This is a genomic window from Selenomonas sp. oral taxon 126 (assembly GCF_001683335.1).
Classification (GTDB): domain Bacteria; phylum Bacillota; class Negativicutes; order Selenomonadales; family Selenomonadaceae; genus Centipeda.
The window spans coordinates 878,276-893,233 of sequence record NZ_CP016201.1 but is presented as its reverse complement, the minus strand read 5'-3'; the positions used below and the strand labels follow the sequence as shown (position 1 = coordinate 893,233).

The following is a 14,958-nucleotide window of genomic DNA, read 5'->3' as shown; positions in this document are numbered from 1 at the left end:
CTCCAATCCACCAACTACGAGCTCGGCTTCATCGTCACCATCCCCGCCGAGATCCACATGGTCGGCACGGCAGTCCTCCCCGGCAAATACCTCACAGAATTCGCACGCAAACTGCCCGCAGAGGAAGTCTCCATCGACACGGGCAGCTCCGACGGACTCGCCGTCATCCGCTCCGGCAGTGCACGCTTCACCCTCCGTACGATGGAGGTCAGTGATTTCCCAGTCCTACAGCGTATGGAAGGAACACTGCAATTTACCATCAAAGACCGCACACTTGCGCGTCTTGTCAAGAAATCAACCTTCGCATGCCTACGCGAGGAGCAGCGTGACCGCCGTCCTATCTTCACGGGCTGCCAGCTCGAGGTCGAGGGCAAGGAAGTCACCTTTGCCGCGACGAACGTCCACCGTCTCGCCGTCAAGAGCGAGCTGCTGGAGGAGGATGCAGGGCAGATCCGCATCATCATCCCCGCGAAATTCTTGGAGGAAGTCACGCGCACCATCACGGGTGACGTACCGACCGACATTCACGTCACCTGCTCCTACAATCAGATCAGCATGTCCGCAGACGGCATCTACATGACCTCGCGCCTCATCGAAGGCGCATTCCCCGACTACCGCCGCGTCATCCCGCAGGAGGAGAATATCCGCACGCGCGTCACGCTCGACGCAGCGACCTTCGCCTCGGCGGTGGAGCGCGCCTCCCTCATCGCACGCACCGATCAGTACAACATCGTCAAGCTTGCCTTTGAGGAGGGACTTATGCGCATCTCCTCGAACAGCCCCGAGATCGGCGAGGCAGAGGAGACCATTGCCGCAGAGGTCACGGGCGACGATGTCACGATTGCATTCAACGCCTCCTATCTCATGGATGCTGTGAAGTCCCTCGACAGCGATACCTTCATCCTCTCGCTGCAGGGGGCGAACGCACAGGGCATGAACCTCTCGCCGATTACAATCCGTGAGGAAGCCGATCCCAACTATATCTACGTTGTAACGCCTGTGAGGACACATTGACAGACATCGAGATTCACACAGAGACAATTCAGCTCGACCAGTTCCTGAAACTGGCGGGTGCCGTTCCGAGCGGCGGCATCGTAAAGGAACTCATTGCAGAGGGAGCCATCCTGCGCAATGGGGAGATCGAGACCGCACGCCGCCGCAAACTTGTCCCCGGAGACATTATTACATTGGATGGTACAAATACTTACCGTGTTACGCGTGCGTAATTATGCGGATTACATCGTTACGACTGCGTTCCTACCGTAACTATGAGGAGCTGCATATCGACTTCGATGCAGGCGTGCAGATCTTCCTCGGTGCGAACGCGCAGGGCAAGACGAATATCATCGAGGCGCTCTACTATGCCGCCTTTGGACGCTCCCATCGCACCTCGAGCGATGCGGAGCTTATTCGCATGGGCGCGGACGGCGCGCATATCGCCCTTTCCTTTCTGCGGCACGATGTTCCTGCGGAGCTTTCCTTTACATTTCAGCGCGGCGCGCGCCGGCGCATTGAGTACGCGGGCAGCCCGCTGAAACAGAGGGAGCTTGTCGGCATCCTGCCGATGGTGCTCTTCTCTCCCGAGGATCTCTTCCTTGTCAAGGGCGCACCCGCGCTGCGCCGCCGCTATCTCGACGCGGAGCTCTCGCAGGCAAGCCCCGCCTACTACGGCGAGCTCCTGCGCTATACGCACATCCTGCGCCAGCGCGCCGCGCTACTGAAGGACATCCGCGAGCGCCTTGCCCCGCCCGATGCCCTCCTCCCGTGGGATACACAGCTCGCACGGAGCGCGGCATACATCGTCACGCGGCGCATCGCAGCGACCGCGCAGCTCGGTGCGCTCTCCGCGCGCGTGCAGGCAGTGCTTGCGGCGGGTGAGGAGCTCGCGATCTCCTATGAGATTGCGCACGCGCCCGCAGGACTCACGAGCGACAAAGATGGCATGACAGAACGCCTCGAACTATGGTATAATGAGATGTTCAGAGAGAACCGCGCGCGCGACATTGCACGCGCGGCGACGGGGACGGGACCCCATCTCGACGATCTCGTCCTCAGCACCTCGGGCATGAGTCTCAGGAGCTATGGCTCGCAGGGACAGCAGCGCACGGGCGCGCTCGCGCTGAAGCTCGCCGAGCTCTTCTACCTGCGCGAGCACGTCGGCGAAGCACCCATCCTCCTGCTCGACGACGTGATGAGCGAGCTGGACGCCGCGCGCAGATCTGCGCTCCTCTCCTTCATCGAGAGCGAGCAGATCCAGACCTTCATCACTGCCACCGATGCAGCGTATTTCCCAAGCGAGCGCATGGGAACGTACCGCTATGTCGAGGCGGGACAGGTGAGGGAGGAGTAGGAGAACCTTTTCCGTTCAAAGCGCCCCTTCCACCATGCTGCGCATGGTTCCCCTCCCCCGCCGTGGGCAGGGGAGGCTTGGAATTGCGGTATTCAGCTTCCCCCGTCGAAACGGAGCCTGTGTGCGGGACGCGAAGTGGAATCATATTGAACTATGCTTTTTTATAGATAGTGTCGTTCAATATCGTAGCTCCGAGCCTCCCCCGTGCCGCACGGGGGAGGGGGACCGCGAGCGGTCAACGTCAGCCAATCACACATCGCTAACGCTCGTGTTCTTGGGACGTTTTCGCATACGACCTGTTTCCCAATCAGCTTCGTCCTACGGACTTGCTTCTTGGACAGGTCAGCAAGCGGTGGAAGGGGCGCCATGGAGAGTCGTTCTTTTCTACCGATAGAATCGATTTAAGGAATCGCTGATAAAATGAAGTCCGTCAGATTGGCGTAGATTTTTTCGTCCGAACAAGGAGGCAAACCGGACGCATAGCAAAAGCTATGTGGAGGATTTGCCGACACAGTGCGGGCAAAAAAGATGTGTCAAGATGGCGCGGCTGAATTTATCAGTGCTTCCTTAAAGAAGGAGGCACGGCGATGCGCACAACACTTGGCACAGCGGATGCGGGCGAAGACGTGCGCGCCGCCATCCACCGCCTCGGCCCCGCCTTCGAGCGCGACTACATCACGCACACCACCCTCTCCCACTGGGCAGACATCATGGGCGACATGATCGCGCGCCGCGTCCGCGCCGTCGCCGTGCGTGACGGCAAACTCTTCCTCTACACACCCGACGCCACATGGAAGAACGAGATGCGCATGAGTGCGCCCGAGATCGTCCAACGCGTCAACAACTACGCGGGCGGGCGCATGGTGCGGGACATCGCCTTTGCCCGCAACGCGCGCCCCGAACCCATTCCAAGCGAGGAGGGGGCGGATACAGAGACACCCGCCGCCTACGCGCGCGCCGTCGTTCAGACGGGACTCACAGATGAGGAGATTGCGCGCGGTACAGCGCTCGCGGGAGCAGTCAGCGACGGTGAACTCGCAACGCGCATCCAACGCGCCTATCAAGTCGCGCGCAAGGCACATCGACTCAAAGAGCAGCGCGGACTTGTGCCCTGTCCCTCCTGCGGACGTATGGTTGACAATGTCTGCCTCGACTGCCGGCGCGCCGAGGAGCGTAGCGTGCGCCGCGAAGTGCGCGCCATCCTGCGGCGCGAGCCGTGGGCAAAGCTCGCCGACATCGTGCACCGCGTCCCATCCTGTGATGCCCTCATGCTCGGCAGCGAGCGCGCCGACCTCGTCCGTCAGATCGCGGGCGAGACCGAGTACACCGCGCAGGACAGCGAGAACGCCCGCCTCCTCACCATGCTCCATCGCGGACTCCCGCCCGAGGGGGTCACGGCGAAGAAGATACAGAGCACATTCTGGGAACTCCGAAACGAACTCATCACCACGCGCGAATTCTGGGAAGAGATGAAGAAGCGCAAGGCGAAAAAGAAATAATTTACAGAAAGGGGCGATCCACATGATTCTCACCATCGACGAAATCCGCGCGAAAATCCGCCCCATCTGCGAGCAATATAGGGTAGAGAAAGTCTGGCTCTTCGGCTCATACGCACGCGGTGAAGCGCGTGAGGACAGCGATGTGGATCTTCACGTCAAAGCAGCCGATGAAATGAGGTTTCTCGAACTCGGAGGTTTTTATGCAGACCTTGAAGAAGCTCTGGGGAAGGAAATTGATTTGATTACCAGAATCCCGGAGGAGTATAAAATATTCAAAAAATATGTGGAAAGAGAGGAGATATTGATCTATGACAGTGAGCGAGAAAGATGCACAGATTCTCCAGCATATCGTCAAGCACTGTGATCGAATCCTTGACACCATATCATATTTTGGTGAGGATCGAATGCTCTTTATCGACAACCATATCTATCAGGGAAATGTTTCGATCAATTTACAGGCGATCGGAGAGATTGCCCGACATCTTTCGGATGTGTTTTTAGCAAAGGCAAAAGAGATTCCATGGAAACAGATCAAAGGACAGCGCAATATTATTGCACATGGGTATGATACAGGAGTAGACTTCTCGAAGGTGTGGGATATGATAACAGAAGATATTCCGCCTTTGAGAAAATATTGCGCCGATATCTTGAAAGAAAACAACTACGAGATCATTTGTGTAGCATCGATTCCTAGAAAATAATATCCCCAAAAGGAGGACATAATGGCAAAGACAATCGACCTAAGTGCAAACGAAGAGCAGGTGGAGGTTCGCCCGATGACCGAGGCGGAGGCGAAGGAAGCCGCTGAGATGGCAGATATGCCCGACCTCTCCGGCATCGCCATCTCCGCCGAGGAGATGGGCGACGAGGTGACCGCTGTCGACGCCGACTACGGCGCGGGACAGATTCAGGTGCTCGAGGGACTCGAGGCGGTGCGCAAGCGTCCCGGTATGTACATCGGCTCGACATCGGAGCGCGGACTGCATCACCTCGTCTATGAGGTTGTGGACAACTCCATCGACGAGGCGCTCGCGGGCTACTGCGACACCGTCGAGGTCGTCATCCACAGGGACAACAGCATCACCGTCACGGACAATGGGCGCGGCATCCCCGTCGATATGCACGAGAGCGGCATGCCCGCCGTTGAGGTTGTGCTCACCGTCCTCCATGCGGGCGGCAAGTTCGGCGGCGACGGCTACAAGGTCTCGGGCGGTCTGCACGGCGTCGGCGTCTCTGTCGTCAACGCGCTCTCCTCGGCGATGGATGTCGAGGTGCGCCGCGACGGCGAGATTCACGCCATCTCCTTTACGCGCGGCGTCACACGGGAGAAGCTGCACACGATCGGCACCTGCGAGACCACGGGCACGCGCGTCCACTTCATCCCCGACCCCGAGATTTTCACCGTCACGACCTACAGCTTCGAGACGCTGAAGCACCGCCTGCGCGAGCTGGCGTTTCTCAACCACGGCATCACCATCACCCTCGTCGACGAGCGCGGCGAGGAGGAGCGCCGCGAGACCTTCCATTTCGACGGCGGCATCCGCTCCTTTGTCTCTCATCTGAACCGCAAGAAGGAGACCATCAACGAGGAGCCGATCTACTTCAACGGCGTGAAGGACGACACCGTTGTCGAGATCGCGATGCAGTACAACGACAGCTATCAGGAGAATATCTACAGCTTCGTCAACAACATCAACACCGAGGAGGGCGGCACCCACCTCGCGGGCTTCAAGATCGCCCTCACGCGCGCGGCGAACGACTTCGCGCGGCGGCTGAACGTGCTGAAGGACAAGGACGGCAACCTCTCGGGCGAGGACGTGCGCGAGGGACTCACCGCCGTTATTAGCCTCAAAGTGCGTGAGCCGCAGTTCGAGGGGCAGACCAAGACGAAGCTCGGCAACTCCGAGGTGCGCGGCATCGTCGACTCCATCGTCACCGAGGGGCTGACCGAGTACTTCGAGGAGAACCCCACCGTCACGAAGAAGGTACTGGACAAGGCACTCATGGCGTCCCGTGCACGCGAGGCGGCACGCAAGGCACGCGAGCTGACGCGCCGCAAGAATGCGCTCGAGGTGTCGAGCCTGCCGGGCAAGCTCGCGGACTGCTCCGTGAAGGATCCCGACCAGTGCGAGATCTACATCGTTGAGGGCGACTCTGCGGGTGGCTCTGCAAAGCAGGGACGTGACCGCCGTTTCCAAGCGATCCTGCCCCTGCGCGGAAAAATATTGAACGTCGAAAAGGCGCGCCTCGACAAAATCTTTGCCAACGCCGAGATTCGTACAATGATAACGGCGTTCGGCACCGGCATCGGCGAGGAGTTCGACCTCGCGAAGCGCCGCTACAGCAAGATCATCATCATGACGGATGCGGACGTGGACGGCGCGCACATCCGCACGCTGCTTCTTACCTTCTTCTACCGCTACATGAAGCCGCTCGTCGACCACGGGCACGTCTACATCGCGCAGCCGCCGCTCTATCAGATCCGCAAGGACAAGAAGCATTTCTACACCTACTCCGACGCGGAGCAGGAGAAGAAGCTCGACGAGATCGGGCGCGAGGGCGTGACGATCCAGCGGTACAAGGGTCTCGGCGAGATGAACCCCGAGCAGCTCTGGGAGACCACCATGAACCCGGAGGGGCGCACCATGCTGCAGGTCGGCGCAGAGGACGCAGAGGCCGCCGACGAACTCTTTACCATCCTCATGGGCGACAAGGTCGAGCCGCGCCGCCAGTTCATCGAGGAGAACGCGCGTCTCGTGCGGAATCTGGATATTTGAGCGCATAGGAAAATCCCCTTGACGAGGGCGTGTCAAGGGGATTTTCTTCTCATACCGGTCTGTTAAAAGGAATCGATGATAAATAGTTCTACAGTGGTGGAAGGGGAGGCATGACGATGAATCAGGATGCTATGGAATTTGTTGTCTATATGATTCATGCCTGTGCAGCTAAGTGGAACCTCTCTCCCAAGCAGGTCTACCATAAAATGCGAGAGACAGGCTGCATTGACGAATATCTTGTGCCAAACTACGACATCCTCCATACGCAAGGCAGCGGCTATCTGGTGGATGATATCAAGGAATACCTGATGAACAGGGGGATGTGTGTGTGATTGTCTACCATGGTTCAACGGAAGTAATTAGGATGCCTGATGTATTGCATTCATACCGACGTCTTGACTTCGGACAGGGATTCTATGTAACCAGCGTCAAAGAACAGGCTATGCGGTGGGCGCGGCGCAAGGCAGGACTGCAGAAGGGCAGGCAGCCCGTTGTGAACTGTTATGAGATGGCAGAGGATGTGGGGGATTTAAAACATAAAACCTTTCCGGAAGATATGATGGAGTGGATAGACTTCGTTTGCAAGTGTCGGGATGGTGATCCGGAATACAAGGCTTACGACCTGATTTCAGGAAAAGTGGCGAATGATAAGGTGTTTCGGGTGGTTGACCTGTATCACACGGGGATCTGGGACAAGGAGAGAGCGCTAAAGGAAATCAAGGTCTATCCCAACTATGACCAGATTGCATTCATCACCCAGAGAGCCATTGAGCAAATGCTGACCTATGATTCCTACTTTGAGGTGTGAGCCATGGATGAGAATGTTTTGGAGCAGATCTATCAGGAAAGGCTGGAGGAGCGCATTATCGCTCAGATTGCTGCAGATCGATCGGTGTCGTTGGAAAAAGCCATGGACATATACTATAGCAGTGAACTGGCAGATCAGATCCATCAGGGCATGGAGGGGATTCAGTACCTGGACTATAGGGTGCTGGCGCAGTTGTTGACGGAGATGGGTGGAGACGGAAAATCCCCTTGACGCACGTAACGTCAAGGGGATTTTCTTGTCATACGTATGTTCCTGTGCTATACTATACGCAAGCACTGTCGAAAGGGCGGTCACTCAGCCCCCGAAAGGGGGGATTCAGATGGAGACCTACGAATTTCTCACGTTTCTTGTAGTGTTCACCATACTGGTCATATCGGTTAAACGGTAAATGAGAAATCCCCGCCTTGCGCTGCAAACCTTGGCGGGGGATTCTCTTCGCATATTAGGGGGCGACCGCTAGACAGTGCCCTTTTTATATCTTTATTTTACCATGTGTGCGCGTCTGCGTCAAGCGCTTAAAGCAGCGCGATCAGCCGCTCCACGTCCGCATCCTGCGTCGCCCAGCTGGTCGCAATGCGCATGACGGTCACTTTGCCCTGCTTCTCCCAGAAGCTCATGCCGACGTGGGCGGAAAGGTGTGCGAGCTGTGCGGGACTCAGCGCGAGGAAGATCTGATTCGTGGGCGCATCGGAGGCGAGCGCATAACCCTTCTCCGTGAGCGCCGCGCGGATGCGGTCTGCCATAAGGGTGGCATGCGCACCGCCGCGCTCGTAGAGTCCGTCCGTAAAGAGGGTGTCGAACTGGATGCCGAGGACGCGCCCCTTCGCGAGGAGTGCGCCGCTTTGCTTGACGATGGTGAAGAAATGCGGCACAATACCGGGCTTCGGAAAGACGACTGCCTCGCCAAAGAGTGCGCCGCATTTCGTCCCGCCGATGTAGAACGCATCGCACAGCCGCGCAATGGCGGCGAGCGTCAGCTCATTTGCGGGGCAGCCGAGGGCGTAGGCGAGACGCGCGCCGTCGAGGAAGAGGGGAATCCGATTCGTGCGGCAGATGGCGCTGATGATCTCGAGCTCGTCCATCGTGTAGAGCGTGCCGTATTCGGTCGGGTGCGAGATGTAGACCATGCCGGGGCGTACCATGTGATCGCGGTTTGCATCCTCGTGAAAGGCGCGCAGACACTTCTCGATCGCGCGCGCGGTGAGCTTGCCGTCCGTATGCGGGAGGGCGAGCACCTTGTGTCCGCCGCACTCGATTGCGCCCGCTTCGTGCACACTGATATGCCCCGTATCGGCGGCGATGACGCCCTCGTAGGGGCGTAGCAGCGCCGAGATTACGATGCGGTTGACCTGTGTGCCGCCTGAGAGGAAGTGAATTTCTGCGTGCGGCGCGCGGCATGCCTTGCGGATCTTCTCCCGCGCCGCTTCGCTGTATTCGTCCAGACCGTAGCCTATGGTCTGCTCCATGTTCGTCTCCACGAGCCGTTTCAGTATTTCTTCGTGCGCGCCCTCCATATAGTCCGAGCCGAACGAAAGCAGTTCACCCATTGTCCTCATCTCCTTTTTGTATGATTCTATATTATCGGAAAACTTATCGGAATTCAAGGGAAATCGTTAAGGACATCGCGTTTTTCTCCGATAGTAAAGGTAAGGACATCAAGAATCCGCAGGAAGCGCGAAGGGAGGGACATGAATGGAGCTGGAGAAAATCTATGGCAGTGGCGGCGTTGTACCGACATCGTCTGCGCGGCGTAATGTCTCTGCAAAGGAGGATACGTCCGATACCTTTGCGCGGATGCTGCAGAATCTGAAGGAATCGAAGGCGGCAGAGGCACGTGACTGGGCGGAGAAGGTCGGCGATACCGTCATCACGCGCGTGCTTGCGGACGGCTCGGTCATCACGCAGATCTACGAGGGGACGAAGCTCGTCTCCCAGATCGTGACGCGCGGCTCGCACCCCGAGGCGGGCAAGGATCTCGTCTCCGAAACGATCGAGAAGATCGAGCGGCAGGCACGCGAACAGAGCGCGGATCCGCTGCTCATGTCGAAGGCTGCACAGGGGTCTGCTGCAACGGCGGCAGCCGTCTCTGCGATGCTGTAACGGATTTATCACAGGACAAAAGACCTCTCGCATTGTGGATGGTGCGGGAGGTCTTTGTTGTGATTTCTCTTATGATGCAGGCAGAGGAGGTATTTAGATGGAAGATATTATTTGGATCACGGTACTGCTGTCAGCGGGTATCGCTGTGGGTGTCTTGACGGTACGGTTTCTCGCGCGTTCTCGGGGGAAGGATATATACTATGATGTGCTGCGCATCGAGGACGGTCGTTTGATTACGTTTTACCACGGACTATGCGGTACCGCAGAGGAGATCTATGCGCTCGATGAGATCTGCGTCGTGCGTTTTTTCTGCCGAGCCACCAAAGGGAACCTTACATTTATGGGGGAGATGCAGATCGTAAAGAAGGATGGGCAGAAAAGCCGCCGCTATATCTATGATGGAAGCACATACGAAAAAAAGACGGTCTGGCGCACGTCCCGTGCTCTGCTGCTGCGCACGACCAAGCAGCTGGCAGAGGAGCTTGCGCTCCATGGGATCCGCTCCGAGGTGGATCCACTGATGTATCGTCAATAAAAATGCCCCCGCATAGGGGGCATTTTGTATAAAACGATGGTCATTGACCGTTTGGCACGATGCCGTCTTAGAACCTCCAATCCAGTCCTGCCTTGAAGGTAACACCGCGCTGCTTGCCTGCCCAGCCCTCGACGCTGAGGTCGGCGGTGGCATTCCTGCTGAGCGGAGCTTTCCAGCCGAGTTCGAGGCTCGCGGAGAGTCCCTTGAGCGAGGGAGCGGGGGTGTCGTAGGAGAAGCCGCCCGTGTGGTAGGTTGCACCGGCTTCGCCCTTGAACTCGTACTGAAGCGAGGTACCGAGGACGAGTGCGCCGCTCCCCTGCGGGATCGTCCAGCGCGCACCCGTGCGCAGACGGTGACTGTCGACGGCGTGGAAGTCATAGCGGTCGCCCGTTGAGAGGGTTGCGCTCGCACCGTTCTGGCGCGTGTAGAAATAGCGGAGATAGAGCGTGCGCTCCGTGCCGTTTTCCGCCTTGGCCGTGTGCCCGACGCCGAGATGTGCGCCGATGTAGTTCGCATCCGTGTCATAGGATGCGCGGCGCGTGATCCCTCCGACGGGAAGGTCTGCCTCATAGTCCGTGCTCATGCGCCCGAAGCGCAGGCTGCCCTCGTAGAACATGCCGCCCTTCTTCTCCTGGCGCAGGAAGGCGCCGCCGCCGACGTAGTGGGTATTGCCCTCGCCGTGCGTACCGTCGTCGAGGTAGGAGTCGTAGCTGCCGCGCCCGTACTCGACGATGGGGCCGAAGAGGAGGCGGTCATTGCCGCGCATGACCTCACGGGAGAAGCCAACGGCGAGATTCATGCCGCGGACGTTGACGTGCGAACCGGTCTCGTGGCGCAGACTCGACCCGCCGATTGCAGCAAAGGGGGCGAATCCACCCGCGCCCGCCGCCTCGGCAGAGGCGCTCTGCATGCCGCCGCCCGCGATGAGGTCGCCGCTCGCACCGAGAAATGCCGCCGTGCCAGTCATGGTCTCGGCGAGGGACTTCGTGTTCTCGTGCAGAACGAAGTTGTTATTGCCCGGATTCGGGTTGGGGTTGGGGTTGGGGTTTGGATTTGGGTTCGGATTGGGATTCGGATTCGGGTTTGGATTCGGGTTTGGATTCGGGTTCGGGTTCGGATTGGGATTTGGATTGGGATTCGGATTCGGCGGCGGCGTTGTGCCCCCGTCGATGGCGCTGCCGTCAACCTTTACGATGAGCTCCTTCTTATTCGTCGTGACGCCCATCTTCGCCGTCCGATGTCCCGAGACGCCCTCGTAGACGGTCATCGTGGTCGCGCTGTCCGTATCAATCTGCGCGTTCTCTGCGTAGAGGAGGCGGAGGCGGTTCGCCGTACTGCTGCCCGGCAGATACGCCTCAAGAGCCGTACCGCTCAGGTTCGTATTTGCACTGGAGGTGACGCGCAGCATGGTGTCGTCTGCGGTCATGCCTGCGGGCACGTAGAATGTGAGCCGCTGAAAATCTGCAATGCTCTTGGCTGTGATCCCCTTCGTCTCACGTACGATGAGCGCATTGTTTTCCCGCGTCACGTTTGCCGCCGTAGCAGTGCCGGCGTGAAGCTCGGCCTTGCTGAGATTGGGCGCCCCTGAGATCTCAATGATATTGCCGCGCACGACTGCCGAGGTTCCCGCAGAGCCGTCCGTCGTTGCACGCCCGCCGTAGATTGCGTTCTTATAGCTGCCGCCGCGGATGTAGACCTCGTTGCTTTCGGCAGTGGCGACTGCCGTACTGCTGTTCGACGCGGCACTCGCATCGCCGCCGTAGACAGACTCCCCGAAGCTGCCGGCGTTGAGTGTGAGGATATTGCCGCTTGCAGTTGCCGTGGATGCAGCATTTGTCATATTCGCAAGCGCCCTGCCGCCGGTGATCTCCTCCCATATGGCGCCCGTAGGGTTGAGCGTGACGCGGTTCGCGTTTGCCGTGGCAAGGATTGTACCCGCACCGTTTCGAACGGTTGCGGAGCCGCCTGTGACATTACGCCCATTCGAATAGGTGCCGCCCGTGATGGCGACGACATTCTCATTTGCCGATGCAGTTGCGCCCGCACCCGAGGCATTGGCATAGGCCGTTCCGCCGCTGTAGCCGCCATTGGTGCTCGATGAATTTCTGAGGGTGACAGTGTTTTTGTCCGCGTGTGCCTCCGCAGCGCCGCGCCTCGTCTCGGCTCTGGCAAATCCGCCCCCTGCGGAGAATCCATCTTTGAGCGTGCCACTTTCAATCGTGATATCGTTGTTTGTGACGGTTGTCTCCGCTGCGCCGCTGTCCGTTTTGATCGAGCCGAAGCCGCCGCCGAACACATAGGAGTATTTGCCGCCCGTGCCGCTGATGTCGTTGTCATCAACCGTCACGCTGACGCGCGTGGCATCCGTTCCGATGAGATCGACCGAGGCGGCGGTGGCGTGATTGATCGCACCGCCCGTGTTGGTCACGCGGTTCTTCTTTGCCTCGGCGGCAAAGGATGTGCCCGCACCCGCAGCCTTCTGCTCAATGTGTGCGCCGTAGAGGTCGCCGATCTGCGTGCCCCCCGCGTTAACGAGAATTGTATTCTCATTGGTCCGATAGGTGACGGGACCTCCCTGCGTACTATAGACGCGGATGTTGCCGCCGTAGAGATGAGTCGTCTTCCCCGTCGTGAGCGTGACGGTGTTCCCGCTCGCCGTGAGCGTGGTCGCGCCCGGCGCTGTCGCGTTATCGTAGCGCTGATATTCGACCCAGCCGCCCGCGAGGAAGCCGAGCTCGTCATTGCTCCGCACGGTAAGCGTATTGCTGCTCGCCGATGCCGTGCCGTCTCCGTTATCGTGCCGCAGCTCGGCATCTCCACCGTATACCGCGCGCTGACTGCCGTCTGTCACCGTGATATTATGATTGTCCTCGATTGGTGATGCAGATGCGTTCGCCCATCCGAGTGCCAGCCCTGCCGCGATCAGTGCGCCCAGACGCACCTGTCCCCTGCGATTCATAGCATTGACTCCTTTCAACGTGCCTGTCCTAATGAAAATATATCAATTACATTGATAACATAGCCAATCGTATGCGTAAATGGGGCAAACGTAGGGAATGAGGCGGGATTCATTCCGTTTGTCTGCTGCATTATGGCGGTTATATTAGATGGGAGCAGAGTCCCGTCATTTCGTGGGGGCGCGCGTGCCGTGCCCTGCCTGTTCTCTGCGCTTTCTTAAAATTTTCCGCATACAAATAGGACTGTAGTGCGATACTGCGCGTTAGAGTCCTATTTTGACGCATTATATGTTGTTGAGGGAAGATGATGTTTTACTGAAAGAAGGTGAGTGCCTCATCGTATGCAGGGGCGATGACGATCGTGCCCGTGTGGTCGATAAAGCCCCATTTCTCCCCGATCTTCGCGGGGGCAAGTCCCGATGCGAAGTCGCCGAGCGCCGTGATCGTGCTCGGGACGAGGAAGGGGACGCGCCCCGTCTTGTCGATAAAGAAGGATTTTTGTCCCTTGGAGACGACAGCGAGATCCTCGTGGAAGTCATGCACCTCCTCGTAGGCAGGCGCGATTGCGATCTGGCCGTCGCGTCCGACAAAGCCCCACTTGTCGCCGTCCTTCACCGCCGCCATGTCCTCGGAGAAGCGGCGGAGCGCACTGTACTCCGGCGCCACAATGTAGCTGCCCGTGCGGTCGACCATGCCCCATTTGCCGCCCCTCCGCACGAGAGCCATGCCGTCCTCAAAGTCGGAGATGTAGTCGTGCTTGGTGGATATGACCTCGGCGCCGGTCTTGTCGATGTAGCCGCGCTTCATCTTCTCGTCGAACATCTCGATGTCCCTGCCGAAGGTGGGCAGATTCTTGACGATGACGAGGGTTTTCAGCAGAAAACCGCCGATGTTCGCCGTCCGCGTCTCGCGCCCGACCTCCGCGAGTCCCCCTTCAAATGGCGCGACTGCCTCATAGCGCGTATGAAAGACCTTTTTCCCGTTGCGGTCGATAAAGTTCCAGCCCTTCTTCTCCTTTACGAGCGCCAGTCCCTCGTGAAAGCCGCTGATGCTGTCCGTGCGCAGCTTCGGCTTGATGACAAATGCACCTGCTTTGTCGATAAAGCCCCATTTCCCCCTGTGCATGACGGGGGCAAGCCCCTCGCTGAAGTCCTGTGCGGCTTCGTATTTCGCGGGGATGACCATTGTCCCCGTCGTGTCAATGTAGCCTGCCTTTTTCTTGGATTTTGCGGCGACAGCAAGCCCCTCCGAGAACGGGCGCGCCCACGCATAGGTTTCGCTGCTCAGGCGGCTGCCGTCGCGGCGGAAGAAAACGAATCTGTCCTTCTTCTGCTCGACGCAGGAGACACCATCGTAGAACGGGCTGACGGCGCGGAACTCTACGGGCAGGAGGAGATGCCCTGCCGCATCGTACGCGCCGCGCCGATCCTTTGCGTCCTGTACGATGATGGTATCTGCCGTCATTGGATCGATGCTCTTGTAGGATACAGGGACGATCATCCTGCCGTCTGCACCCGCGATGCCCCATTTCCCGCCCTGCCGCACGGCGAAGAGATGTTCGGCGTAGGGGACGATCTCATCGTACTCCGCCGGAATCGCGAGTGTGCCGGCAGGTGTGAGTGCGCCCCATTTTTTCCCTGCGCGGACAATGGCAAAGGGGGCGGACGCGCGCACGGGAGCGGCATTCATCTCGGCGGCGGGGGCGCGATCGAGCTGCTCTGCTGCGAGGGGTGCACTCTGCTCCGCTGCTGCGGTGGTCGTGCCCTCTACCGTCCGCATCTGTACTGCGCTGCTGCCCGCCCCTGCCGCCTGAGAGGTGGGCATTGCGAGCAGGAGGCACGTCGCCGTCATCGCCGCAATCATGCTGCGCAGCTTCCCGCGTTGTGTCATGTGCGTCATCTCCTTATTTTA

The 14,958-nt window shown here is 58.8% G+C and carries 15 protein-coding genes and 1 pseudogene; 13 read left to right on the top strand and 3 right to left on the bottom strand.

What is annotated here, in order from left to right; all coding sequences use genetic code 11:
* The 11 genes and pseudogenes from dnaN to AXF19_RS03890 all read left to right on the top strand — a co-directional run.
* Nucleotides 1–1,014, top strand: a 1,014-nt coding sequence (gene dnaN, locus AXF19_RS03935) for a DNA polymerase III subunit beta (RefSeq protein WP_237141689.1), incomplete at its 5' end; no start/stop codon positions are given.
* Nucleotides 1,011–1,226, top strand: a complete 216-nt coding sequence (locus AXF19_RS03930; protein ID WP_066845328.1) for an RNA-binding S4 domain-containing protein — start codon at nt 1,011–1,013, stop codon at nt 1,224–1,226. The genes dnaN and AXF19_RS03930, both read left to right, overlap by 4 nt.
* A gap of 2 nt (nt 1,227–1,228) precedes the next feature.
* Complete coding sequence (recF, locus tag AXF19_RS03925; protein WP_066845325.1) at nt 1,229–2,350, top strand: DNA replication/repair protein RecF; 1,122 nt, start codon at nt 1,229–1,231, stop codon at nt 2,348–2,350.
* A 420-nt stretch (nt 2,351–2,770) separates the two neighbouring features.
* Nucleotides 2,771–2,921, top strand: a pseudogene (locus AXF19_RS15070) (secretion protein HlyD).
* A 16-nt stretch (nt 2,922–2,937) separates the two neighbouring features.
* Complete coding sequence (locus AXF19_RS03920) at nt 2,938–3,849, top strand: DUF721 domain-containing protein (protein ID WP_066845323.1); 912 nt, start codon at nt 2,938–2,940, stop codon at nt 3,847–3,849.
* Between the two features lie 22 nt (nt 3,850–3,871).
* On the top strand, nt 3,872–4,213 hold the full coding sequence (locus tag AXF19_RS03915; protein ID WP_066845320.1) for a nucleotidyltransferase family protein: 342 nt from the start codon (nt 3,872–3,874) through the stop codon (nt 4,211–4,213).
* Nucleotides 4,158–4,550 (top strand): HepT-like ribonuclease domain-containing protein, encoded by a 393-nt coding sequence (locus AXF19_RS03910; RefSeq protein ID WP_066845318.1) that lies wholly within the window; start codon nt 4,158–4,160, stop codon nt 4,548–4,550. Before AXF19_RS03915 ends, AXF19_RS03910 begins: the two co-directional genes overlap by 56 nt.
* Nucleotides 4,551–4,571: 21 nt before the next feature.
* The gene (gene gyrB / locus AXF19_RS03905; protein ID WP_066845316.1) at nt 4,572–6,626 is read left to right on the top strand and encodes a DNA topoisomerase (ATP-hydrolyzing) subunit B; all 2,055 of its coding nucleotides are present in this window, start codon (nt 4,572–4,574) and stop codon (nt 6,624–6,626) included.
* 116 nt (nt 6,627–6,742) lie between these two features.
* Entirely contained in the window at nt 6,743–6,958 is a 216-nt protein-coding gene (locus AXF19_RS03900) for a DUF3791 domain-containing protein (RefSeq protein WP_066845311.1), read from the top strand.
* On the top strand, nt 6,955–7,434 hold the full coding sequence (locus AXF19_RS03895) for a DUF3990 domain-containing protein (protein ID WP_066845308.1): 480 nt from the start codon (nt 6,955–6,957) through the stop codon (nt 7,432–7,434). Before AXF19_RS03900 ends, AXF19_RS03895 begins: the two co-directional genes overlap by 4 nt.
* 3 nt (nt 7,435–7,437) lie before the next feature.
* A complete protein-coding gene (locus AXF19_RS03890; RefSeq protein WP_066845305.1) occupies nt 7,438–7,665 on the top strand; it encodes a hypothetical protein in 228 nt (75 codons plus the stop codon).
* A gap of 305 nt (nt 7,666–7,970) precedes the next feature.
* Here the strand turns inward: AXF19_RS03890 and AXF19_RS03885 are convergent, their stop codons facing one another.
* Entirely contained in the window at nt 7,971–9,011 is a 1,041-nt protein-coding gene (locus tag AXF19_RS03885) for a threonine aldolase family protein (RefSeq protein ID WP_066850035.1), read from the bottom strand.
* Between the two features lie 136 nt (nt 9,012–9,147).
* Here AXF19_RS03885 and AXF19_RS03880 point away from each other — a divergent pair, with 136 nt between their 5' ends.
* Both AXF19_RS03880 and AXF19_RS03875 read left to right on the top strand, forming a co-directional pair.
* A complete protein-coding gene (locus tag AXF19_RS03880) occupies nt 9,148–9,555 on the top strand; it encodes a hypothetical protein (protein WP_066845302.1) in 408 nt (135 codons plus the stop codon).
* 97 nt (nt 9,556–9,652) lie between these two features.
* A complete protein-coding gene (locus AXF19_RS03875) occupies nt 9,653–10,090 on the top strand; it encodes a hypothetical protein (protein WP_066845300.1) in 438 nt (145 codons plus the stop codon).
* A gap of 67 nt (nt 10,091–10,157) precedes the next feature.
* On the opposite strand, the gene AXF19_RS15065 is transcribed toward AXF19_RS03875, so the two are convergent.
* The gene (locus AXF19_RS15065) at nt 10,158–13,049 is read right to left on the bottom strand and encodes an autotransporter outer membrane beta-barrel domain-containing protein (RefSeq protein WP_237141688.1); all 2,892 of its coding nucleotides are present in this window, start codon (nt 13,047–13,049) and stop codon (nt 10,158–10,160) included.
* Between the two features lie 310 nt (nt 13,050–13,359).
* Nucleotides 13,360–14,937: a WG repeat-containing protein gene (locus AXF19_RS03865; RefSeq protein ID WP_066845298.1), complete on the bottom strand. Its 1,578-nt coding sequence runs from the start codon at nt 14,935–14,937 to the stop codon at nt 13,360–13,362.
* Nucleotides 14,938–14,958 lie beyond the last annotated feature (21 nt).